Genomic DNA, 21,817 nt, shown 5'->3' on the forward strand with positions numbered 1-21,817 from the left:
GTGCCGGGTTATTTTTAGAGAAGATCCAAACGATGCGCCGCTTCGCATGCCTGTGTTCGATTACTGACATTCAGCTTGCGGTACAGACTCTTGAGATGTGCCTTCACCGTGTTGATAGAGATGATCAGCTCATTCGCAATAGCGGGATTTGTGTATCCCTTCAGCAGCAAACGAAGCACTCGTTCCTCTTGTGGGCTCAACGGCTCAATGAGCAGATTGTGTACTGTACGACCAGCGTTCTGAGCAGCCTCCAGAATGGTGCGGGCATAGCTGACAAGCGCACGTTGTTGCAATTGAGGCAACAATGCTCGAACAAGCGTCAATAGAACATCACCTTCATCAAGAAAGAGCCGTAGATACCTTTCAGCCTGCGCCTGTTCCAGCAATGCCCGCGTCACTTCCTTTGCCTTTTCCAGCTCACCATGCACATACAGGGCTTGCACCTGCACCGCCTGAATAGCCAGAAGGACGCGAGCACGTTCCATCCGTTGCGCTTCATTTGCCAGACGCGAAAGCAGAGCAAGCGCTTCTTCCGACTGCCCCTTCACAAGGAGCAAACGAGCTGCTAGCAAAGCTTCCTCTTCATACAATGTGCGCGGAAGGTCAGGCCGATGCTTCTGCCGCCATTGCTCAACAATCACATGATTGCCTGCCAGCAACGAGAAACGAGCAAGCCACATCTCAATTTCCCGACCCAGACGCAAACGAAGGGGTGAATTCATCGGGATACGAGCAAGCAACCATGTGCAACGATGCTGCGCCCGTTCGTTCTCTCCCCGAGCCTGCTCAATCCAGGCCAGTATGAGTTCTGCCTGTACCTGAAATTCCTCGTTTTCAAGCCGTAGAGCGAGGTGCAAAGCTTCCTGAGCCTGCTTTTCCGCTGCCGCTGTATCATTCCATTCATATGCCAGTCGTGCCAGAAACAGCAAGGCGTGCGCAATGTCATCACTATCATTCTCCTCTCGGGCTTCAACAAGCAATCGCCAGCTCATTTCGGCTACCTGACGAAGTTTCCCCTGTTCATAGATTGTCTCATGCAGCAACACCGCTTGTGCACGCAACATCGCTCGATTTCCTTGTGCTTCACAAACTGCGTAGAGTTTTAAGAAAATTTCCTGAGCCTCCCGCAAGAAGCCATACGCCAGCTTGCCTTTGCCAATGATATTCAGACTGAGATTCTGCCATGCCAATTCGCTCTCTGGTTCTCTTTCAGAGAAACAGGCAAGGGCGTGCTCAGCATATTTGATCGCTTGCTCAAGCGCTCCATATTCTCTGCTGAAAAGTGCATGCAGGGCGAGCGCTCTTCCGAGATTGAGGGTATCACCGGTAGCCCGAAACCCTGCTTCAGCCCTCTGAAGTGTCTCTTCAATCTCTATTCGCAGCGCCTGTAGATTGGGAAAGCGCTTCCCACCGGGGGTGATAATCTCCTGAGTGACTGAGTTTTGTCGTCTATATTCATGCAAACCGGGATTCTGGATAATAAGCCCCTGAGTAATGGGACTCTCAGTAACAAGTTCTCGGGTAGCCAATTGCTGAGTGACAGGAGCTTGACTGATAAGATCTTGACCGGCAAATTTCTGGGGTAGAAAGTCCCGATTTTCAAGACCCTGATTTTCAAGACCTTGAGAAGAAACAGGCGCGATAACGAACACTAAGAGTAACGCGACAACATATCCTAGCGAGAAAATTTGGCGCGTACGCGCCATTTCTTCCGGCAGTCGTTCTAGCCAACGACAGAGTGTACGTCCTCCATCTACCTGCTGTAGCACCCAGGGATCAACAAAATGATGAAGAAGCCTATCAAGAATTCGGGCAATCATGTCAGCAGCATGGTCTATATCCTGTGCTTGAAAAGCTGTCTCGATAGCCTCTACAAGCATTCCCTGCTGCTCATACCAGTCGCTCGCTTTGCGGAGCAACGCGCGTTGCTCTTCCAATCCCAGGCGCCGCCGAGCCTCAGCCTGCATTGCTTCCGCAAAGAGGGGGTGATACCGATACCATCTCTCAGATATTTCCCGTCTTTCTAGAAGAGGCGGACGATACTCAGGCTGTCCAAGTTTCTCTAGAAAGAGGCCTGTACAGGCCAGTTCTTCCAGAAAGTGCTTGCTATCATGTCGTCCTGTGATCGCATCACACAGCGAGCCCGTCAGGGAAGCAAGCATACTGGTACGAAGCAGAAAATCCTGCTGCTCCACTGATTGCTTCAGCAGAACCTCCGAAACGAAGTAATCCAGGAATGGGCTCTGATCTCCTGCGAAGCGCACCAGGCGCTCAACATCCCCACCCTTCTGAAACCAGAGCACCAGCAAGCGCAGGCCAGCGGCCCACCCCTCTAAACGCGTTTCAACAAGGCGTAATCCTTCCTCAGAGATTGGTATCTGATGCAAAAAGGCCGCGATCTCCTGGCGCGAAAAACGCAGATCATGGAGTTCACACAGCTCTCCTCTGGCCCGGAAACTAGCCAGCGCAAGGGGCGGCTCACTACGACTCACGATGACGATGTGCAGGGAAGCAGGGAGATGTTCCAGAAAAAAACCCATTGTTTTTTGAATGAGCGGTGATGTGATACGGTGGTAATCTTCCAGAATGAGCACGCCACTACAGGCAAAGCACGTGATCTCGTTTAACAAAAGCGTGAGGATTGCTTCAAATGAAGGCATTTCAAAAGGGGATAGACTGGCAAGTGCACCCTTGCCAACCGCGGGATGGAATGTTTGCAAAGCAGTGATAAGGTAGCGCCAGAAACGGAGCGGATCATTGTCATCTGTATCGAGCGAAAGCCAGGCGACAGGTAGCCCCGGCGAACGCTGTATCCACTGACAGATGATGGTCGTCTTTCCGAAACCAGCCGGTGCGGTAATCAGCGTCAGGCGGCTGGTTAAAATTGCATCCAGCTTTTGAAGCAGGCTCTCTCTGTCAATCAATGGTGAGGGCAGGTGCGGAGGCAGAAACTTCGCGTTCAGGAGCGGTGCAGCCGGTTCAGTCCGGGGCTGTTCATGAATCGCATTTTCGATAAGGCTTTTCGCCAGCGCCTCCAACCGTGCAAAGGTCAAATCTGATGTTTTGCCTGCATATCTCTTGACCGTGCGGCGATCCTGGCTGCGATAAGCATACCAGTAAGCAGATCCCCTGACACGCGCTTCTTTCAAGAACGTCACCGTTCCCTGCAACCCGCGAAAAGAAAACGAGATGTGCTCATCCAGCCAGCGAAACCAATCAGCATCCTCTTCGTGCTGGAATGTATAGAGCAATGCACCCTGTTCAAAGAGCTCATAGCGTCCAGAACGCTCCCCACGAGCAACCAACTTATAGCGAGCCTGTTTAGGCATACCTGTTTCTTCCCCAATGAACGTTTATATTCCCCAACATCGATTATCGGGTAAGTATAGCAGGACATTGCCTGATTGTCATTTGTTGGGGAATACAATGGGAAGGAAATCAGGCAGAGTCGGTGACAGAAGATGTCAGGAATAGGCGCTATCATCTTTGTTACAAAAAAGAGGAAAGGATGTACGTTTTTATGAGTGACCTCGGCAGTACAAACCACGAAATCATTCAAGAGTTTCGGCAAAACAAGGGGAAGGTCGGCGGCTATTACGAGGGGCAACCGCTTCTCTTGCTTCATACAAAAGGCCGAAAGAGCGGCCAGAAGCGCATCACGCCACTGGCCTATACACAGGATGGCGAGCGTATCATCTTGATCGGCGCAAATGTTGGCTCATCCAAAAATCCCGACTGGTACTATAACATTCTGGCTCATCCCGAAGTTACCGTTGAGATTGGAGAAGAGCACTTGCCAGCCATCGCAACCATGCTTGAGGGAGCCGAACGAGAACGCTTTATCGCAGACTCTCCCCAAGCGTGGGCCGAAGCAAAAGCCCACTATCCTGATCTGCCCGATTGGCCTATAAAGCGTCAACAGAGCATTCCCGTGATTGCACTTACCCTGCAATGCCCTTCATCCAGTGCCTCTCTCTCTTGAGCGCTCATAGCACCCATTTCGCTCGTTGTCCTGATGGCCCTGGCTCGCTGCTTGAGCTAGCGGTCATTTTTCTCGACAGGCGGAAAAACAAATGCCTTCTCTGGCTTGATCACTACTACAGCTCGCTCTTCTCCCGGCTGGATTGTCGCATCAATATTGAAGTACTTGTGCGAGATGCTATGCGCAAAGCGAAAGTCCGGGTCATCCTCTATACGCTCTACACGTCCACGGATCTCGATTGAGCGAAATGGGTTGCCTGGGTCAACGATCGAGAGCGAGACGCGCGGCTCACGCAGCACATTCCTGTACTTCTGGCGCGCTTTCGTCATCGTAAGGGAGATATATGTTCCATCCCAATCGAAAATGACCGGGCTTACCTGCGGCCCGCCCGATGGCCCGATCGTGGAAAAATGGGCTACGGTCCTGTTTTGTAAGAGGTCAAGAAATGCTTCAGGGATATTTGTCATGTTCGTTGTCCTTTCTCGTTTTGCTTGTCAGCAGTATACTTCACCTGGTACAATGAATGCAAATCATAGTGTTTCTCATTTTATGAAGGGTGTTCATATGAATTTCTCGCAACTTCAAAGCGTGGTTGCACTGGCCGAAACTGGTAGTTTTACAGAAGCAGCCTTCGCCATCGATCTCACCCAATCGGCGGTAAGTCATGCGCTGGCAACACTTGAACGAGAACTGGGTGTGACCATTTTTGAGCGTAACCGGAAAGGCGTGGTTACCCTCACCGATATAGGGAAGAAGATTCTCCCGCATGTACGCGAGCTTCTGGCGCAGGCCGAGGCTATCGAGCAGGAATGCCGGGCAGCACGAGGCCAATCAACAGGGAAGGTACGCATTGGAAACATCGAATCGATTATCGCGCCCGGCCTGCTTACTAGCATCCTGACCCGTTTCCAGAGCCTGTACCCTGAGATCGAGGTTGTGCTGTTTGAAGGCTCACTCCACGAAGTTGGTGAGTGGATCGAGAACAGCGTGATTGATGTCGGTTTTGTGATGCTACCCGCGACAGGCGTCAACGAAACCTTCCTGTCCACCGACGAATTGTGCATCCTTCTGCCTCAAAGCCATCCGCTGAGCAGGCGCAATGCCATCGCTCCCCATGAGCTTCAAGGAGAGAATTTTGTGCTGGAAAAGACGCAATGCACCCTGAATTATGTCAAGAAGGCTGGCATCGAACCGAACAAAGTCAAGCTCCGCTATCAGGCACGCGATAAGGCAACGATCCTGGCAATGGTGCGAGAGCGGCTCGGTATCACTATTATGCCGCGTACGCTGGTACCCAAAAAGCTTGATGGCGTCGTTATGTTGCCCCTCAATCCTCCCGGCATGATCAAGATTGGTCTGGCAACACGCTCCCAGGAAACAACCTCACGAAGCACCCGCCTCTTCATTCAAACGGCTGTCGATTGGGTACAGGAACAGGCCGCTAAACCAGCATATGTGGGATAAGCATATACTTATCCCACCTGCTTTACTTTTTTTCTGCTCTATGGTATAGTTATTCAATAACCCCACATGACGTAGAGGAGCGACGATGATAAGCAGCCACTAGATAGATGCCGAGCATTGCCCGTTTATGTGTGCAATGGCGTCGTATTGCTACAGAGGTCGCACTACTGTAGCAGCATCAGGCTAGCAGGCTGTTTGTTGTCACTCACTTCATAACAACACTTTTCCATTTGCCTCACTGACTCACGCGACGCCTCACTTTCACACAATTCCTTTCCTGCGGCAAAAGCCGACATCTGGCTTTCACCGTCTTTCTATGTCATAAATTTCGTTCATTTCACGCAATAAAGGAGAAAAAGGACAATGGCAGGTACCGGAGAATCCTCTAACAGATATCAGCTTCTCAACAACCTCAGTCGGCAGATACAGTATGGAAAGCGAGGTTCTCTCTATGGCATTCTTCCGCTCTACTATCGCGAAACCAGAATTGGCGAAATTCCACTCGGCAAACAAGCAAACAAAATATGAACGGCTCCAATCCTTCCTTGCTGAAAGGAAGCAGCCAGGATATCGCCTCACACAGATTTTACATGCCATTTTCAAGCAGCGAGTCGGCGATTTTGCGCGTATGGAAGCGCTACCGAAGGCATTGCGGAATGAACTCCGCGCCACTTTCGGCGAAAGCATACTGATGCTTCGTCCGCTGCATGAAAGCCCATCTCAGCAGGCCAGGAAGCTTCTTTTCGAGTTGCCCGATGGAAACCGCGTAGAGGCAGTAGAGATGACGTATCGGGCAGGCTGGCAATCGTTTTGCATTTCCTCTCAGGTAGGCTGTCATTTCGGCTGTGCTTTTTGTGCAACGGGCGCGATCGGCCTGAAAAGAAGTCTTACCGCAGATGAAATCACCGATCAGGTGCTGTACTTCCACCTTCAAAAACGCAGTATTGATAGCGTGTCTTTTATGGGTATGGGTGAGGCTCTGGCAAATCCTCACACGCTACAAGCGCTGCATATCCTGACGGACCCTCACTTGTTTGCTCTCAGTCCCAGGCGCATTACCGTTTCAACTATTGGCGTGATCCCGCTCATCAGGAGAATAACCCGGGAATTTCCACAGGTCAATCTCACCTTTTCCCTGCATTCGCCCTTCCCGGAACAACGGAGCTTGCTCGTTCCTCTCAACCAGACGTACGCTCTTCACGACGTACTTCAGACACTGGATGAGCATATTGCGACCACACGGCGGAAGGTCTATCTCGCCTATATCATGCTACAGGGCGTCAATGACACTCCGAACCATGCCAGAGCGCTTATCAGGCTGCTCAAAGAGCGAGGAACCCGGGCCAATCGCTACCACGTCAACCTGATTCGGTATAATCCTGCGCAAGGCGCCCCGATGGAGTTCATGCGTTCAGATCAGCAGACCATTGATCGGTTCTATCATCAACTGCGCTCGGCAGGCATCCACGTGACAGTGCGACAGTCTTTCGGGGAAGAGATTGACGCCGCCTGTGGGCAACTCTACGGGCGCTATACTCCTCAGCATAGAACCTGCGCTTCCCGCCTCTTACAGTGAATTCGCGTGCTTTGAACCTGAACAGAGCATAGGACGGGGTTGAGCGCACCAAAATACACTCAACCCCTACCTCGCCTCCGTGTATGCTTGATGAACAACAGGGGAAAATCAGGGCTGCTCAGAGAAAACTCAGACTCTCTCGAACTGTCTGCAAAGCGGATGCAGCGCTATATTTCAGAGGGGAAAAGGACAAGCGTGTCCTAGATCAGTTGAAAAGCAATCAGCCAAACAAGCAGTGACGTCATCATCAGTAAAGATTGTATGCAACGGCTCCGGCTAGCATCCAGGCAGCATAAGCATTCATCTTTCAAGCGGCAAAAACCTACTCAGCATCTTCCAGGCTGCTTTCATAGCCTCGGGAAAGGCAGCCCTGACGAGCTCTATTAAGCCGCTTCACGGTATATTTCGCCCGTAAGCACCCTTCACGAGACATACACAAACTCTAACATATTATACTCTCATAGAGATGTAGATTATGCAAATCTGGGCAGCGTTTTTCCGATTGGATGCGAGGCCGTCCGAGAGGCAATAACAACGTATCTCCCAATGTTTGCATCCTCAAGCGCAATCCAGGGAACGTCCCATTGAGCATAGAAACGCGCCAGGGCCGTGTAGAGCCAGAGCGGAAGCTCCCCACTGATGACGATGCCATGTTCGGGTGGTGGCACTGGGAAAGCGAGTTCGTCAGTTCTCCGATAATCGAGATAGTTGTGATATGGGTGAATTTTGATGTGGAAGATACCATCTACAGTCGTATGGGTCGCTATTGAAAGGACATCCTTTTTTTGGAGTTCCCCGGCACGCAACACCGGCGGCGTGATCCAGCCAATACATGCATCGAACTGTGCAAATGGCTCAGTCCCTGCATGCAGCGCCAGAGCGGCATACACCCAGTTCGTCGCCCGATCATAGACCGCAATTGCCGCCTCTTTCGGGACCTGTTCAAGCAGCAAGGGGAGCAAATTGGTTGTCCAACTACAAGCATATCTGTCCAGCTCACGGAGCCGGATTTTCGGATTGATCACATATTCAAAAGGAGCATTACGCATGTGGTGCTCTTCCAGCTCTTCAAGACTAAACGTATTAAAAAGCTGTATTACACGGTCACGTACGGCATCGAATGTCGCGTTATACAGCTTCGCATACGGCTCCAGTCCTGTGATCGTCCCGGCAATGATGGAATCCTGCTCGGTATATGATGCTGTTCCCTCTCGTTGAGAATAGAGTACTGCCAGCAGCGGCAGGCCATTGAGAGCAACAAAATCATGCCATTTCTGCGTTTCCTGCTCGTCTCCTTCTTTCAAGAGCAAGATAGCATGGGTGCAGGCGCTAAAAATACAATTGTCTTCAACCCGGGGTCTACCGCCAAGATCGACAATCAAAGGCAGGTGACGGCGCCTGATATCGCGACAGACGCCATCTCTAAAAGGATCAGTCCAGCGCTGATATTCTCTGACCTCTCCGACGATCTGGTTTACCGTACTGATGTCCGTGTTGTTATAGAACCAATCGCCCTCAATATCTGGATTTGCACGAAGGACATAATGCTGAATATCCAGACGGCGCAATTCCTGTGTCAGATTGTAGGTCAATACGGACTTACCGGCCTTCGGAGGCCCACCGATCAAGATTGCAGGAAGGGACCATGTAGTAATTATGTTATTGTTTGTGTATTCAGGGTCAAACATATTCTTTACTCCTGAAAAATGATATCGTACAATTAGATCAAGGAGGCAAGAAAACAGTGATAAAAGGAACCACACCCTACAAGCACACCCTGGTAGCAACATTGGGAGGGAATCCCCAGATTGTCACCTGCACGTTGGATCTGCTGCTGAGGCAGGGTATTCCAATCTACGAAGTGATTGTTGTCCACCCGGCGGCTTCTCCCCGAATTCGGCAGTCGCTGAAACGCCTCAATGCCGAATTTGTCGGTGATCACTACACTTTTGAAGGACAGACCCGAACAATCCATTTTCGACAACAGGTTCTTGCTCATTACAACACTCTGATCGATGATATGGTCGATGATCAAACGGTCAACGGCGCACTTGATACCATTGGCGAACTCATTCGCTCTCTGAAGCAACAACAGCGCATCATCTATTTCTCAATTTCCGGCGGACGACGCCTGATGAGCTTCCTCGCGTTCTCAACTGCCCTTCTGTACTTCGATGCTCATGACAAGCTTTTGCACCTCTACACGCCCGAGCATATCAAAGAGCAAGCAGACAAAGAAGGCTCGATGCATAGCACACCGGACGATGGTCGCCGCCTGATCGAAGTGCCATTTACGCGGGCCTCTCAATCGTTGCTTGCCACCATGTCTCATCTTTCATCGTCCGGCACCATCATGACCCAGCAAATACAGCAAATACGAGAAGCGCATTGGCGTTGCAAGCAGGTCGTCGACAATCTCTCTGAGCGCGCTCGTGATGTGCTACGAGCGTATGCGCAGGGTCTGTCTCCTGCCGAGGTGGCTCAAAAACTCTGCATCACCGAGTCAACCGTCAGCTTCCATACCACCAGGATCTATGACGAGTGTCGAAATGTCTGGAACCTACCCGCAAGCAAGCGCTTGACTTATTTCTTTTTGCAGAAAGAATTCGCTGATTACTTCGCTGAACACTAGAAAGCATATTCTAGCTCTTCGCAAAAGACACTAGAATTCACACTGTAGGGTTCAGTAATCTTTCCGGTACATTTCCTGCACGAATGCTATTACACTTAGAAAAACACGATTACATCGAGCCTCATACAAGCGAAAGGGAGGAAGTGGTGACCCAGGCGCTAATAGCATTCGATACAGATCACATCAAACGCTACGTCTTCAACACCAACAAATTAAAGGAGATTCGCGGTGCAAGTTCCATTCTGGACAGGCTGAACCGCAAGGAGACGGTGCACATCGCACAGAAATATGGAGCCCGAACGATCTACGCAAATGGTGGCTCGGCCCTCTTTCTGGTTGACGCTCGCTCCGCGGAGGCGCTAGGCAAAGAGGTCCAGAGATGCTACCAGCGGGAGACCAGAGGCGGTGCATCCATTACCTACGCCATTCAGCCTCTTCCCGACTACGATCCTCGCATTGACATCATGAATACAGCATATCTCGGGGATACAGCTATTGCTGACCTTCTTGAACTGCTTCGTTTCCGGCAACGCATGGCAAAGGAAAGCCTGCATATGGACACGATGCAGCAAGAGGACACATTGCATACGATTGCCTACCCTTCTCACCCCTTTTTCAGCACCTGCGACTCGTGTGGCATGGAGTATGCACAGAATGTCCTCGCTGAACCCGATGATGAGGACGATGAAGGGCGATACTGCCAGATCTGCACGGGCAAGCATCAGGAAGATCAGGACGTCAAGAAACAGCTTGAGAACACGCAGAAAAGGCATCATTCGGCTCGCGATTTCTCGGAGTATCAGCCACTGTGGGAACGCATTCTCGAACATCTCCAGCCAGGCGATCTCCAGGGACGCACCCTTCAGCGCCCAAAGAAGTTCGATTCGTTCCAGGATTTCTCCAAAAACAAGGAATATATCGGCCTGATCTATGCCGATGGTAATCAGATAGGTGAAAGGCTCAAAACGCTGCGAACGCTTCAAGAGTACCAGGATTTCGCGCAGACAATCGATGACGCTCTATTTGCCGCACTGGGACATGCGATCAGCGTACATCTGCCTCTGAATCGAAATCAGCTTCCGTTCGATGTCTTGCTTGTGGGTGGCGATGATGTCATCATCCTCGTTCCAGCCGAAAAAGCCATGCAGATCGCGTTCACACTTGCAAAGACATTCTCTACAAAGCTGGTAGAGCACTATCCTGACAATGAAGCGCTTCAGTGTACGCTCTCGGTTAGCGTTGTGCTTGCACCGATCAAATACCCCTTCAGCTTGCAGCGCGAGCTCTCTGATGCAACGCTCAAAGCCGCGAAGAAAGCCGGAGCGCTTTACAGGATTGCTCCATCACTGGTCAATTTCGTGGTCGTGACAGGCAATATCAGCATGGACGAAAAAAGCCGAAACCAGGAGCTTCAGCGCACTCAAAAACAATGGATCTCATCAAAAGAAGCTATCATCACGAAGTTTCAGGCCACCCTTCGTCCCTACACGCTCGACGAGCTGGACTGGCTGCTCAAACGGCTGGAAGCGGGTAACAAACTAAGGTTAGGTCGTACCAAGCTGCATCAGCTCCGAGAGGCCATTCTAAGACTGAACAATACCATAACAGTGCTTGAAACGCTGGCGACCATGCGCAACTGGCAGGAACACGAGCGCACCTTTATCATGACCATGGTTCAGAAAATCAATGAGTTGTACAAATTGCCTCGCAAGCAGGTTGAGATTTCCTTTCCCTGGTTCAGTATCAGGCGCTCAAATAAAGACAAGCATTCCATTTATCAGACGCCGCTGCTTGATTTCATCGAATTGTATGACTTTGTCGCCTTCTAGAAAGGGACTATCAGGTAATGCTCATTTGCATCGAATATACCCTTCGCTTCACTGCCCCATTTCATCTCGGAACAGGTATCTCCGGGAGCCTGATCGACCGTACGATCAGCCGCAATGGGAAGGGAGATCTGTATGTGCCTGCCTCCACATTGAAAGGCGCGCTTCGGGAATGCTGCGAGAAGCTCAGCCGCCTCTACCTGCCAGATATCCCGCTTGCCAGTCCCCATAACGCCTATGCAGCATTGGAGCAGTTCGGCAGCCCTCCCACACCTGTCGGTCGGATATTTGGCACGCCCCTCTATCCCGGGACATTGCACTTTGCAAACGCCATTCTCGCCGATACAGACGATATGCAGGCCATTAGCGAGGTAGATGAAATCAAGAAACAGGTACGACGAGGTATGCAAAGAAGCATCTTAACCCAGGTGAGAATAAACCGCATTACACGAACTGCCGTGAACGAGGCCCTCTATACCAGTGAGTTTGGGAACCGCAGTCTCACCTTTGAAGGAAAGATCAAGGGTCTGCTCAACTGCACGCCTGTAGAGCAACTGGCACAGCCCGGGCAGCCAACTCCGACCTATTCGCTACTGCTCCTGCTGGCCGGTCTGCGGCTTCTCGATCAACTGGGAGCCAATAAATCGGTGGGAAAAGGACAATGCTGCTGTGAAATAAACAGGGTGATCCTGGAAAAGTGCTCGTACTATCGAGAAGCCTGGGAAGCATGGCTTGAAAATCTCGATGTGCTGCAAACGTATCCAGGGGCAGGAGGGCACTAATGAAGCGGCTCCATCTTCGGGTTACAGCACTCTCGCCGCTGGCAATTCGCTCTGACCACGCTCCCCAGGGAGTCAAAACGACGCATTATGTTCCAGGGATGACGCTGTCAGGAGCGCTTGCGGCCAGTCATCGCATGTTGCGACCGGAGCAAGAGGAAGAATTTGCGGCCCTTTTCCTTCAGGAGAGGATTTCATTCCCGTATCTTTATCCGGCCAGCTTCCAGCACCCTCGTTTCCAAAAATACCAATCGCCGATTATGCCGGTGCCGAAAACCGCACAAAGCTGCAAACGCTTTTCCGGCTTCCCTCTGCTTGAGGATGAGGAAAAGGATGAAGAATATCATGGCGTCCGTGATAGCCTGCTGGATTGGGGCATTTTCGCCATGTTGAACAATGAAGCATCCAGCATTCGGGAGCTGCTCACCCCATTGAGAAGCCATGTCACCTGTCCATATATCAACGAAAAGACAGGCAAAGGATGTAATCACCCGATGGATCACTTCAGCGGCTTCTATCGACGGAACCAGGCTGGACAGCGGAAGCAGGCAGAGGTCAAGACGCGGCTCCAAACCCATACCGGCATCAATCGTGAATGGGGAACAGCGCAGGAAGGCGTCTTATACAACCGCGAAGTGATTGACGAAACTATGCAGTTCTGGGGAGAGCTATGGCTTCCTGCTGAGCTTGAACGCAGCTTCAAGCAGTTTCTTAATGAAGCAAGCACCGAAGACGTTATTCGGCTCGGAACCGGGCGTACGCGGGGTCTGGGTGCGGTTTCTATTCAGGCTGAAGAAGCACCAACCTGGGAGCCAGAGCCATTTAAGCGGAAACTGACCCTCTTTAATGAGGCCGTTCAGAAACGCACACAGGAGGCGGGCATACAGCAAAGAGCGCCTTTTTATTTCGCGATCACGCTGCATTCACCGGCCATACTCTGCGATCCATTTTTGTGCTATCTGAAAACAATCACTCCCCGGGCGCTGGCCGAACGAACTGGACTCCCTGCACATCAGTTTCAGTGTATCTATCAAAGCACAGGCGTACAGCGCATCACCGGCTGGTATGAGGTCTGGGGAACGCCACGCACCACCGAATATGCAATCGAGATGGGATCAGTATTCCTGTTTGCCAGCTCTGCACCGCTGGATGAAGAGCTGATACAGGCACTTGCGACACTGGAACAAACGGGTATCGGGAAACGCCGTAACGAGGGCTTCGGACGCGTTTGCATCTCCGATCCATTTCATCTAGAGGCTGATTGCTAGTGTTTAGAGGAGGCACACGTGAACAAACGGATGAAGATTATTCTGCATGTCAATATACAGGCAGAAAAGCTCTATGAAAAGTCAAAAGAACTGGGAACGCTTGCTGCCTCGGCTTTTCTTCAGAGCGGACAAACCTCGCAGGCAAATCGCGAACGACATCGCTCACAAATGAAAGGGCTCGAAAATATCGCAGAAACAACCCGAAAATCAACAGATGTGCTGGATTACATCAAGAAACAGATTGCCCGTAAGCAAAGCGGTTGGGTTACAGAGCTACAATACGGCGAAAAGCTGAAGGCATTCCTTGAGGATGGACTGACCGGGCCTATTGATGAAATCTGTCGTGAGGTCGGCATCACAGGCAATACTGAACAGGATAGACGCGACAGGCAACAGATCCGCCTCCATCTCATTCGGCAGTTTGTGAGACAGATGGTCATTCAGTATGAGTATTCTATCAGCGATTTAGGAAGAAAGAACAGCGCATGATCACAGAGAAGCTGCTAGAGCGTCTCTATCTCCTGAGCGATGATGTTCTGTACAGAGACGCTGTCAACTTTATGCATAGCATTGGTGAAGCAAACAGTCTCTCAGGTTCGCAAATGAACGGCCTGCTCAATATCGCGCTTGGCAACCCCTATAGCGAGCTTCTGAAATTTTTACAACATCAGCAAGCCCGCACGACCTGGAAGAAGCAGGAGGCTCATGTTCCCGGATTTTACAGAAAGCTGCAAATCAAACTTCAGCGGCTCACGGTAGACACCATATCAAGCATTGCACCTGAAGGGAAACTATCTCCGGAAGAGCAAGAAGAGTTGAAAAAGCTGATAGCGCAGGAATTCATTCAGCACCTGCTGGCAGAAAACGGCTATATGGCGTACCAGATAGAGTGCAAGAAGAAGCAAGAAGAGACCCAACAGAGTATGTACCAACGTGGAGGCAAGCGCAGATGACGCAGCAAAACAATCAGCAACAGGCCTTTCAATTACGCAATCGTTATGTTTTTCGTGGGCAACTCACCATGCGCACAGGCCTGCATATTGGCGGGGGAAGAGAGACGCTTAGCAACTCAGACAGCCCTGTTGTTCTGACACCGGACGGCCTGCCATTCATCCCGGGTTCCAGCTTCAAAGGCGCGTTGCGCAGTACAACCGAAAAGCTGGTCGCCTCTCTGCCAGCAGAGCTCGGATTGCATACCTGCGGGCTCCCCGTTGACGACGTCGAAGGGGAAACCTGCCCCACAGCGCAACAAAATCATATCCGCAACGAGCGACGGGACAAGAATCGAAGGGATCAGGAAGCCTATATGCAGCAAAAGCGCAAGGATCTCTGCCACACCTGCCAGCTTTTCGGTTCTCCCTTCGCTGCTGCCCGCATTATCATCAATGACCTTTACCTGGCCGAAGATGATTGGAGCGGCCCTCCCCAGATTCGTGATGGTGTCGCGATCGAGCGTGATCGTGACACCGCGAAAAGGAACGCAAAGTATGATTTTGAAGTCGTTCCGGCTACCACCTCTTTCAAGCTTGAAATCGTGATAGAGAACGCCACATTCCAGGATCTTCAACTGATCAGCATTGGCCTGGGTGAATTTACCAGCGGCTTTGGCGGCATTGGTGGCCTGCGCTCACGTGGTCTGGGAGCCTGTATCCTTGAAAACCTTGAGATTCGCTATCTCGAACTAGATATTGCTGACCAGAAAGAAAAAATGCGTCGTTTACAGCACTACCTCCTGCACCGAGACGAAGGGCTTACACAGGTTGCGGATGCGGATGCCTTCCTTGCAGCACATATCAAGTCATTGTTTAAACTCACAAGCGAGAAGGGGGAATGAGCAGATGTTAAAAGCACTCGTCAATGAAGCACGCCTGCGGCTGGAAATTAAGACCGAAGGACCACTACTGATTAAAACAGGCTATGCCACGGTGATCGGCGCAGATATGTCTCCAGTTATCACATATCGTCACGGGAAAAAAGAAGTGTATATCCCGGGAAGTTCGCTCAAGGGTATTTTTCGCAGCCATATCGAAAAGGTCGCGAATAGCATTCATCCGCAGGTTGCCTGTAACCCTCTTTCACGACCAGGTGATCAGAAAACAGAGAACCAGGGTAAAAATGGTGAGCAACTCTACCGCATCTCCTGCGGTAGTCGGCTCGATGATAAGCAGCCGTCACACGAAGTATATGCGCGTTCATGCCCTACCTGTCGCCTTTTTGGCTCAACAGCCTTCAGCAGTCGGATTGCAATTGGCGATGCCTATCTAAGCGAAGAGAACACAGGGCTGGAGACAGAGATTGAACGCCGTGACAGCATTGCCATAGACAGGCTGACCGGCGGCGTCAGTGGGAACGCGAAGTTTGATATGGACGTGGTTGCATATGGACAGATTTTCCTCTCTGATATCCACCTCCGAAATTTCGAGATCTGGCAACTGGGTATGCTCTTCGTGATCATTCAGGACCTGGAAGATCAACTTATCCGCATCGGCTCCGGGCGCTCTCGCGGCCAGGGCAAAATCAAAGCCAGCATCTATAACAAGCCAGACAAGCTTCATCCGGGAGGGGTAGTCCTCTCTACCATTCGGAGAAGCACAGCATCAGAGCCCGATAATGAACTATGGGGTCTGGGACACTGGCTTAATGAGCAGGCGGCTATCTATGGAGCAGAGAAGAATGATCTGCTTCGTCTGGAAGTGCCAGTACCCCATGAGAAACACGGGGTGCGCAACAATCGCGTTTTCAAAGACAAGGCGCTCAGGAGCCTTAAAGAGCAGTGCATTGAAGCCTTTATCGCTCGCATGCAGGAATGGTCATTCCCTACAGAAGAGGGAGCATCCGCACAAAGGAGTCAGAGATAATGCAAACAACGTCGGAAGTAGAGGGAACGGAAATCTTGCTTGCCGGAACAGTCCAGAAGGAAGCTCTCAACACCTTCCTTCAGGGCTGTCCGCTTCCACCTGATGAGACAGTGCTGATGCTCATGGAAACTCACCCGCACCAAGTCATTACGCCTGAAGAGAGACAGGATATGCTCTACTTTGCCATTTTCGACCCTGATTTCGACTTCTCTTCCTATACCTCGGGTCGCATTTTCCATGCTCAGGGAGAGATTCGGTGGGAGCAGCAAGACGATAGAGTTCGGTGTGTCTATACAGGCGATAGAGCATACAAACCGGCATTGCAGGACCCCTCTCAACGAACATTACCAGTGGCTTATAACAGAACCTATATTCTCCTCGGGAAAAGGCTCATTGATGAGCAGCAAAAGCGAATCAACGCGCACCCGGGAGATTTTGCTGAAATTCGTATTCCCCGCCTGCTGCGCTATCCGCAATTGCCTGCGACGAAAGAGGCGGAACGCATGCAACTGGTTGTATGCGAGTATGTAGACCCCGCTACCGGTCACAATTATGCCTATCGCTTTCGGAGCCTCGTACCATTCCAGAAGCAGAGATAAAGGTCAGGAGCGTGTCAGACAATGAATCCATTTGATTTTGTGCCTCTTGATATCAAGCATCCTCCCATGCGCTGTACACCTGTCTGGCACAATGTGCTTGTGCCAGATAAGCGCCTGGGGACGAAGCTGTATACAGGTTATCTCTATCTTTATATCAAGGCTGAAACGCCAATTTTTATTGGCACATCCATTCCCCATCAAGCATCTCAAGACCCACGAGAGCCCCAACAGCATATACAGAACAAGTGGGATGAATATATTATCCCGGGCACATCAATCAAAGGCTTGCTACGGACAGTTGTTGAAACAGTCTGTAATGGTTGTATGACGAAGTTCAGTCCCCCCCGGGAACACAACCGTAATACACTTCCTGCTGGCTTTGAGGCATGCAATCACAACAGATCGCTCTGCATTGCATGTCGTCTCTTCGGGATGATGCATAGCAAGAAGAGAGAATCGGCTGTGTTTATGGGTAAAGTCAATATTGGGGATGCTCTGGCATATGACGACATACCTGAGTTCCATGATCCCATCTACACCATTGTGCTGGACGTACCGAAGCCGCGGCATAAAGCGTTCTACCTGGATGAACAGGAACGCTACATCGCAGGCAGAAAGTTTTACTTCCATAATCAGGAACTGCTGACAGAGAATCGCCTGATTCCCGTCTTATCCAAATCAGGGAAGTCACAAGAGACACGATATCGTAATCGGTATATTGAACCACTAGATACGGGTACAGATTTCGGTGCCCGGATTGACTTTGCCAATTTGACAGCGGACGAATTCGCGGCGCTTCTATATGCGATTCAGTTGCAGCCGGATATGCGTCACAAGCTTGGTTATGGAAAACCTATGGGGTTAGGGAGTGTTCAGCTCAGTATCACCGAGCTACAGCTTGTCGATTTCAGTAGCCGCTACCGCACGATCCGGGGAAATCGGGGTATCACATCTTACAAGGATGACGATCTCTATGATTTACTTGATCAACAGCTAGCTCCTATTGATGAGCAAATTAGCAGGCACTGGAACTACTTTCGTTCTCTTCCCGCTATCAAGCGGCTTTATGACATCTGGAAGTGGCCGCCCGAAAAGAACGTGTTTTATGGCTACCCTGATCCAGATTGGTTCAAACAGAATCCCCGGGCACGGATCTCGGAGACCAAATATCTCTATCCGTGAGGATCAGCCTATTAGGGTTTTCAGAGATGCCCCGACCCATTTGTCAACATCGCTACATAAAGCAGCAGATATAGATACTAGCTATAGATAGCAGCTATCCAGAGAGTTACAGAAATGGCGCGTACGCGCCATTTTTTCGCTTACCTTCTCCGCCCCTGGTACCAACCCCCTGGCTATCAAGCACTTGCTCTGCTTGTTTGAATACTCTCTATACTAAACCAATGTCTATCAAGATATGGCTCGTCTTGTTTAACCACCCTCTTCGAAACCACCCCCTGGCTATCAAACATTCCCAATAGATGATAGTGCTTAATATCACAAGTATCCCAAACGTTCAACCAGCAAGCGCTTTCTGACAAGTGGACATCATACAGCATATCGCTGTCTCTCCGTCATCTCACCATTACTTACTTATCATCTTCTTATCAATTTCTCTTCCCTACTTATCATCTCTCCGTTATCTGTCATAAGCTCCTCACCCTATTCCCCACGCATCTATCTCCCTTCAGGGAACGAAGAATCAGCTCAAAAAAAGAGACAACCGTCAAAAAATCAAGGAATTGTAAGAGGTATGGCCTGACGACATGCGTGAAATGGAGACCGGTCCCAACCAGATTCACCTTGAATTTACCTGTGTAAGTCACATATTTTATACATTCATACTTCTAATATCTATTTATAAGCGTAATACTTTGGCGCGTACGCGCCAAACTCGAAGGAGATAGACGCTGTATTCTCCGCAAACAATGTCCCACAGAGAGTATGTTACCACCACAAGTACCTTACGATTTGCGCGCTTTTTTTGGAGAGCAGTAGGAAGAAAATGACGCGCGACATACTCAAAATAAGGACTGGCATGTCCTAAATCATCATTGCCCCTCTTGACATTGTGGTTATCTCCCTTGATACTTATAGAGAACCCACGAGAAGAGGATCAACAAAAGCCCAGACGGTGCACACCATTGTAATAGTCCAGAAGCATTTCAGCGGGAAGCGTCTTACCCTTAAAATAAGGTCGACACCAGGCTGCTTGGGTGAAAGAGCTGCCTCACATACATCAATCAGAGCCGGGACTTCAACATTGTCATCATCCCATGCGGTAACCTTCGGTGACATCTCTTCCAAAGCGATGAGCAGCGAAGAGGTTGAAAACATGAAGAGAAAGGAGTCCGAATAAGAGAAGATCCGTTCTTTAATCCTCTTATTCTTCTTAGGTCCATGAAGCAGATTAGAACAGCAGACAAAAAAGCCATCATCATTGCGGAAGCCAACGAAAAAGGGGGAGTGGGAAAAACCGTTTTTACCGCTACCCTCCTTGCGATGCTATCAATGCTAGGCTACGAAGTTGTGGGCGTAGATTGCGACCCACAAGGCCATCTCGGTATGGTGTGGGGATATCTACGGGATTCGCTTGATGAGGGAATCTATGACATTCTTCTGAAGTATTCCTCAAAGGAGTTGCGAGAAAAGCGTCCCATTGAGAAAATCGTGCTTCCTACATACTACGATGCAGAAGGGGAAGCGCAGATCTTTGATCCTCGCACTCCATCCCTGGAACAGCGGGTTCAGGCGATTCAGGAGATCACTCAAGGGCAAGTATCCATAGAGCAATGGGAAGCCCTGGAAACGCTCACCAACACTATTGAAGATCAGGAGCAGCTAGATAAAGCTATACGGGAAACCAGTGCAGAAAAATATACTCTCTCTAGCTTCCAGGAGCTTCAGACCCAAATCGAAAAGAGAGCCCAGGAGCTCTTGCAGGAGCGCATCGAAAAAGCGCGCCGCGGGCCTGATATTATTCCGATTACTGCTGAGGCATCAGATGCAGATTATACCCTGAAAGGAAAGCACGAGTATTGGGGTGAGCAACTGCGTCATGCATTAGCGCCCCTTCTGCCTGCTTATGACTATGTTTTCATCGATTGTCCTCCCTCAATTGGCGTCCTGACCAAAAACGCATTAAATGCCGCCGATTATGTCTGTATTCCGCTGACCCCAGAAACACTACCAATGGAAGGCATGCTCGGTCTTCTCGGTGTCATTGAGCAAGCGCAGGAGCGGGCAAATGAGAATCTCCAGATCGCTGGCATTCAACTCAATAAGGTACATAGCAACTGGAACGTTCATCAGGAAATGTCCCAGGATATCCGGCAGTGGGAACAGGGAGTACGCGTCTTCAATACGGAAATTAAACAAAGCGCGCAGGTAGCCTCCGCTTTAAGTATGCGCTCTCTCATCGTGCTTAATAAGCCTGATAGCACAATAGCCCGATCTTATTGGAGACTCCTTCACGAGATGCTGGAAATTATCGGAGGTCCAGCGCGGGAAGATGTTGCCGAGATCGTACGCAAAATCGATGAAGACGAGCAATTGAAAAAAGAACGCCGTGAGAAGAAGGTTGGAAAGGAGTAGGTAAACATGGCAAGACATAAAGCTCCAAGTTTTTTGGCAGGGCGAGAGGTTGGAAGGAAAAAACGCACAGAAGACTTTGCTATTTCCTCCGCAGAAAAAGAGAAGCTGGAAAAAATTCAGCAAGAAGCTGCATCCATTACAGATGTCAGCGCTGTTCCTCTGATCCCCTTCGAGCTCATAGACCCTAACCCCTTTCAAAAAAGGCGGAAAATGGATGAAGACAAGCTTGAAGAGCTGCGCAACGATATGCGAGCACACGGTATTACCACGCTGTTGATCGGTCGTCGGAATCCCACAAACCCGGAACGCATCCAGATCGCATACGGCCACAGGCGCATAGAAGCGGCAAAACATGTCGGTACCTTTACAGGGTACCCGATCCTGTTGAAGGATCTCAGCGATTGGGATATGCGCTGGCTATTGATTGGTGAAAACCGCTATCGAGAAGACCTCACTCCGCTTGAGGAAGGCTACCTGCTTAAAGGGCTTCTCGAATCTGGCATGACACAGGAAGAAGCAGCCGCAGCCTATCAGATCTCGCGCGGCACATTACGCGATCTGGTTGCACTCACAGAAGATGATCCAGATATTCAGTCACTTGTCGAGGCCCGCCATGATACCGTACGAGCAGCACGGGAGCTGCGGAAGGTCGAGGACAAAGAGATTCGAGCTCAGGTCATTGCGAGCTTACTTGCTGGCGACATTAGCGGTTCTCAGGTTCGCGCCTACATTGAGACACTGAAACAGGAAAAGCAATTGAAAACAGTGGTGTCAACCGAATCTGCGACCCAAACCGCTACATCCGAAGTATATACCCTGCATAACCTCTCTTCAGAGCCAGAGTTCGAAGATATAGAAGAAGAGGACCTTACTGAACATGCCTCTATCGAAAGTAGAGCTTATGCCTCTCACTCTTCTTCTGGTAGTGAGATCTCTATTGTTGCAGAATCGCGAAATAAAAGTGAAGATCAGCTGGATCAAAGCAGATTACGTACTATCAGTCGACAGCTCAAAACCATAGAGCAGCGCATTCTCAAACGCGTGGAACAGGGAAGCACCATTTCCGAGGAGATTCATTTTCTGCTTCAGGAAATAGCAGACCGAGCCGAAGGCTTGCTGCAAAAGTTGCCGTAAAATAGACTGTTCCCCTTTGAGAAGAGAAGAGCCCTCTGGCTTCTTCTCTTTTTCTTTTGCCAGAAAAACGGCCTGTATTCTCCGAAAAAGAGAACGTTGGCCTTC

18 protein-coding genes are annotated in these 21,817 nt (G+C 50.3%); 15 read left to right on the forward strand and 3 right to left on the reverse strand.

What is annotated here, in order from left to right:
* Window positions 1-14: 14 nt before the first annotated feature.
* Window positions 15-3,329 carry a winged helix-turn-helix domain-containing protein gene (locus tag EI42_RS09285; protein WP_111321138.1) on the reverse strand — a complete coding sequence of 1,105 codons (3,315 nt, stop codon included), beginning with the start codon at window positions 3,327-3,329 and terminating at the stop codon, window positions 15-17.
* A 191-nt stretch (window positions 3,330-3,520) separates the two neighbouring features.
* Between EI42_RS09285 and EI42_RS09290 the strand changes: the two genes are divergently transcribed.
* Window positions 3,521-3,982 (forward strand): nitroreductase family deazaflavin-dependent oxidoreductase, encoded by a 462-nt coding sequence (locus tag EI42_RS09290; protein WP_170142492.1) that lies wholly within the window; start codon window positions 3,521-3,523, stop codon window positions 3,980-3,982.
* Window positions 3,983-4,038: 56 nt separating this feature from the next.
* On the opposite strand, the gene EI42_RS09295 is transcribed toward EI42_RS09290, so the two are convergent.
* Window positions 4,039-4,449 carry a PPOX class F420-dependent oxidoreductase gene (locus EI42_RS09295; RefSeq protein ID WP_111321142.1) on the reverse strand — a complete coding sequence of 137 codons (411 nt, stop codon included), beginning with the start codon at window positions 4,447-4,449 and terminating at the stop codon, window positions 4,039-4,041.
* Between the two features lie 97 nt (window positions 4,450-4,546).
* Here EI42_RS09295 and EI42_RS09300 point away from each other — a divergent pair, with 97 nt between their 5' ends.
* A complete protein-coding gene (locus EI42_RS09300; RefSeq protein ID WP_111321205.1) occupies window positions 4,547-5,446 on the forward strand; it encodes a LysR family transcriptional regulator in 900 nt (299 codons plus the stop codon).
* Between the two features lie 451 nt (window positions 5,447-5,897).
* On the forward strand, window positions 5,898-7,022 hold the full coding sequence (locus tag EI42_RS09305) for a Cfr family 23S rRNA (adenine(2503)-C(8))-methyltransferase (protein ID WP_111321144.1): 1,125 nt from the start codon (window positions 5,898-5,900) through the stop codon (window positions 7,020-7,022).
* Between the two features lie 473 nt (window positions 7,023-7,495).
* Here EI42_RS09305 and EI42_RS09310 read toward each other — a convergent pair whose 3' ends face one another.
* On the reverse strand, window positions 7,496-8,710 hold the full coding sequence (locus tag EI42_RS09310; RefSeq protein WP_170142493.1) for a CRISPR-associated protein Csx3: 1,215 nt from the start codon (window positions 8,708-8,710) through the stop codon (window positions 7,496-7,498).
* A gap of 56 nt (window positions 8,711-8,766) precedes the next feature.
* Between EI42_RS09310 and EI42_RS09315 the strand changes: the two genes are divergently transcribed.
* The 12 genes from EI42_RS09315 to EI42_RS09375 all read left to right on the forward strand — a co-directional run bounded on the left by EI42_RS09315 (window position 8,767) and on the right by EI42_RS09375 (window position 21,712).
* A complete protein-coding gene (locus EI42_RS09315) occupies window positions 8,767-9,654 on the forward strand; it encodes a CRISPR-associated ring nuclease (protein WP_170142494.1) in 888 nt (295 codons plus the stop codon).
* A gap of 146 nt (window positions 9,655-9,800) precedes the next feature.
* Window positions 9,801-11,483, forward strand: coding sequence for a Cas10/Cmr2 second palm domain-containing protein (locus EI42_RS09320; protein ID WP_111321148.1), 1,683 nt, complete (start codon window positions 9,801-9,803; stop codon window positions 11,481-11,483).
* Between the two features lie 17 nt (window positions 11,484-11,500).
* On the forward strand, window positions 11,501-12,262 hold the full coding sequence (locus EI42_RS09325; protein ID WP_111321150.1) for an RAMP superfamily CRISPR-associated protein: 762 nt from the start codon (window positions 11,501-11,503) through the stop codon (window positions 12,260-12,262).
* Entirely contained in the window at window positions 12,262-13,527 is a 1,266-nt protein-coding gene (gene csx10 / locus EI42_RS09330; RefSeq protein WP_111321152.1) for a type III-D CRISPR-associated RAMP protein Csx10, read from the forward strand. The genes EI42_RS09325 and csx10 overlap by 1 nt, the downstream gene beginning before the upstream one ends.
* An 18-nt stretch (window positions 13,528-13,545) precedes the next feature.
* The gene (locus tag EI42_RS09335; protein ID WP_137686295.1) at window positions 13,546-14,016 is read left to right on the forward strand and encodes a hypothetical protein; all 471 of its coding nucleotides are present in this window, start codon (window positions 13,546-13,548) and stop codon (window positions 14,014-14,016) included.
* Window positions 14,013-14,480 carry a hypothetical protein gene (locus tag EI42_RS09340; RefSeq protein WP_111321156.1) on the forward strand — a complete coding sequence of 156 codons (468 nt, stop codon included), beginning with the start codon at window positions 14,013-14,015 and terminating at the stop codon, window positions 14,478-14,480. The genes EI42_RS09335 and EI42_RS09340 overlap by 4 nt, the downstream gene beginning before the upstream one ends.
* Window positions 14,477-15,361 carry a type III CRISPR-associated RAMP protein Csx7 gene (csx7, locus tag EI42_RS09345; protein WP_111321158.1) on the forward strand — a complete coding sequence of 295 codons (885 nt, stop codon included), beginning with the start codon at window positions 14,477-14,479 and terminating at the stop codon, window positions 15,359-15,361. Before EI42_RS09340 ends, csx7 (EI42_RS09345) begins: the two co-directional genes overlap by 4 nt.
* A gap of 4 nt (window positions 15,362-15,365) precedes the next feature.
* Window positions 15,366-16,385: a type III CRISPR-associated RAMP protein Csx7 gene (csx7, locus tag EI42_RS09350; RefSeq protein ID WP_170142495.1), complete on the forward strand. Its 1,020-nt coding sequence runs from the start codon at window positions 15,366-15,368 to the stop codon at window positions 16,383-16,385.
* Entirely contained in the window at window positions 16,385-16,984 is a 600-nt protein-coding gene (gene csx19 / locus EI42_RS09355) for a type III-D CRISPR-associated protein Csx19 (protein ID WP_111321161.1), read from the forward strand. Before csx7 (EI42_RS09350) ends, csx19 begins: the two co-directional genes overlap by 1 nt.
* A 21-nt stretch (window positions 16,985-17,005) precedes the next feature.
* Window positions 17,006-18,166 carry an RAMP superfamily CRISPR-associated protein gene (locus EI42_RS09360; RefSeq protein WP_111321163.1) on the forward strand — a complete coding sequence of 387 codons (1,161 nt, stop codon included), beginning with the start codon at window positions 17,006-17,008 and terminating at the stop codon, window positions 18,164-18,166.
* Between the two features lie 1,218 nt (window positions 18,167-19,384).
* Complete coding sequence (locus tag EI42_RS09370; RefSeq protein ID WP_111321167.1) at window positions 19,385-20,578, forward strand: ParA family protein; 1,194 nt, start codon at window positions 19,385-19,387, stop codon at window positions 20,576-20,578.
* A 6-nt stretch (window positions 20,579-20,584) separates the two neighbouring features.
* Complete coding sequence (locus EI42_RS09375; protein ID WP_111321169.1) at window positions 20,585-21,712, forward strand: ParB/RepB/Spo0J family partition protein; 1,128 nt, start codon at window positions 20,585-20,587, stop codon at window positions 21,710-21,712.
* Window positions 21,713-21,817 lie beyond the last annotated feature (105 nt).

Origin of the sequence: Thermosporothrix hazakensis (assembly GCF_003253565.1) — a bacterium.
GTDB classification, from domain to species: Bacteria; Chloroflexota; Ktedonobacteria; order Ktedonobacterales; family Ktedonobacteraceae; genus Thermosporothrix; species Thermosporothrix hazakensis.

Bases quoted from the DNA above. Each gene is read 5' to 3' on its own strand.
- EI42_RS09285 (WP_111321138.1), bottom strand. From the start codon at position 3,329: ATGCCTAAACAGGCTCGCTATAAGTTGGTTGCTCGTGGGGAGCGTTCT.
- EI42_RS09290 (WP_170142492.1), top strand. From the start codon at position 3,521: ATGAGTGACCTCGGCAGTACAAACCACGAAATCATTCAAGAGTTTCGG.
- EI42_RS09295 (WP_111321142.1), bottom strand. From the start codon at position 4,449: ATGACAAATATCCCTGAAGCATTTCTTGACCTCTTACAAAACAGGACC.
- EI42_RS09300 (WP_111321205.1), top strand. From the start codon at position 4,547: ATGAATTTCTCGCAACTTCAAAGCGTGGTTGCACTGGCCGAAACTGGT.
- EI42_RS09305 (WP_111321144.1), top strand. From the start codon at position 5,898: ATGGCATTCTTCCGCTCTACTATCGCGAAACCAGAATTGGCGAAATTC.
- EI42_RS09310 (WP_170142493.1), bottom strand. From the start codon at position 8,710: ATGTTTGACCCTGAATACACAAACAATAACATAATTACTACATGGTCC.
- EI42_RS09325 (WP_111321150.1), top strand. From the start codon at position 11,501: ATGCTCATTTGCATCGAATATACCCTTCGCTTCACTGCCCCATTTCAT.
- csx10 (WP_111321152.1), top strand. From the start codon at position 12,262: ATGAAGCGGCTCCATCTTCGGGTTACAGCACTCTCGCCGCTGGCAATT.
- EI42_RS09340 (WP_111321156.1), top strand. From the start codon at position 14,013: ATGATCACAGAGAAGCTGCTAGAGCGTCTCTATCTCCTGAGCGATGAT.
- csx7 (WP_111321158.1), top strand. From the start codon at position 14,477: ATGACGCAGCAAAACAATCAGCAACAGGCCTTTCAATTACGCAATCGT.
- csx7 (WP_170142495.1), top strand. From the start codon at position 15,366: ATGTTAAAAGCACTCGTCAATGAAGCACGCCTGCGGCTGGAAATTAAG.
- csx19 (WP_111321161.1), top strand. From the start codon at position 16,385: ATGCAAACAACGTCGGAAGTAGAGGGAACGGAAATCTTGCTTGCCGGA.
- EI42_RS09360 (WP_111321163.1), top strand. From the start codon at position 17,006: ATGAATCCATTTGATTTTGTGCCTCTTGATATCAAGCATCCTCCCATG.
- EI42_RS09370 (WP_111321167.1), top strand. From the start codon at position 19,385: ATGAAGCAGATTAGAACAGCAGACAAAAAAGCCATCATCATTGCGGAA.
- EI42_RS09375 (WP_111321169.1), top strand. From the start codon at position 20,585: ATGGCAAGACATAAAGCTCCAAGTTTTTTGGCAGGGCGAGAGGTTGGA.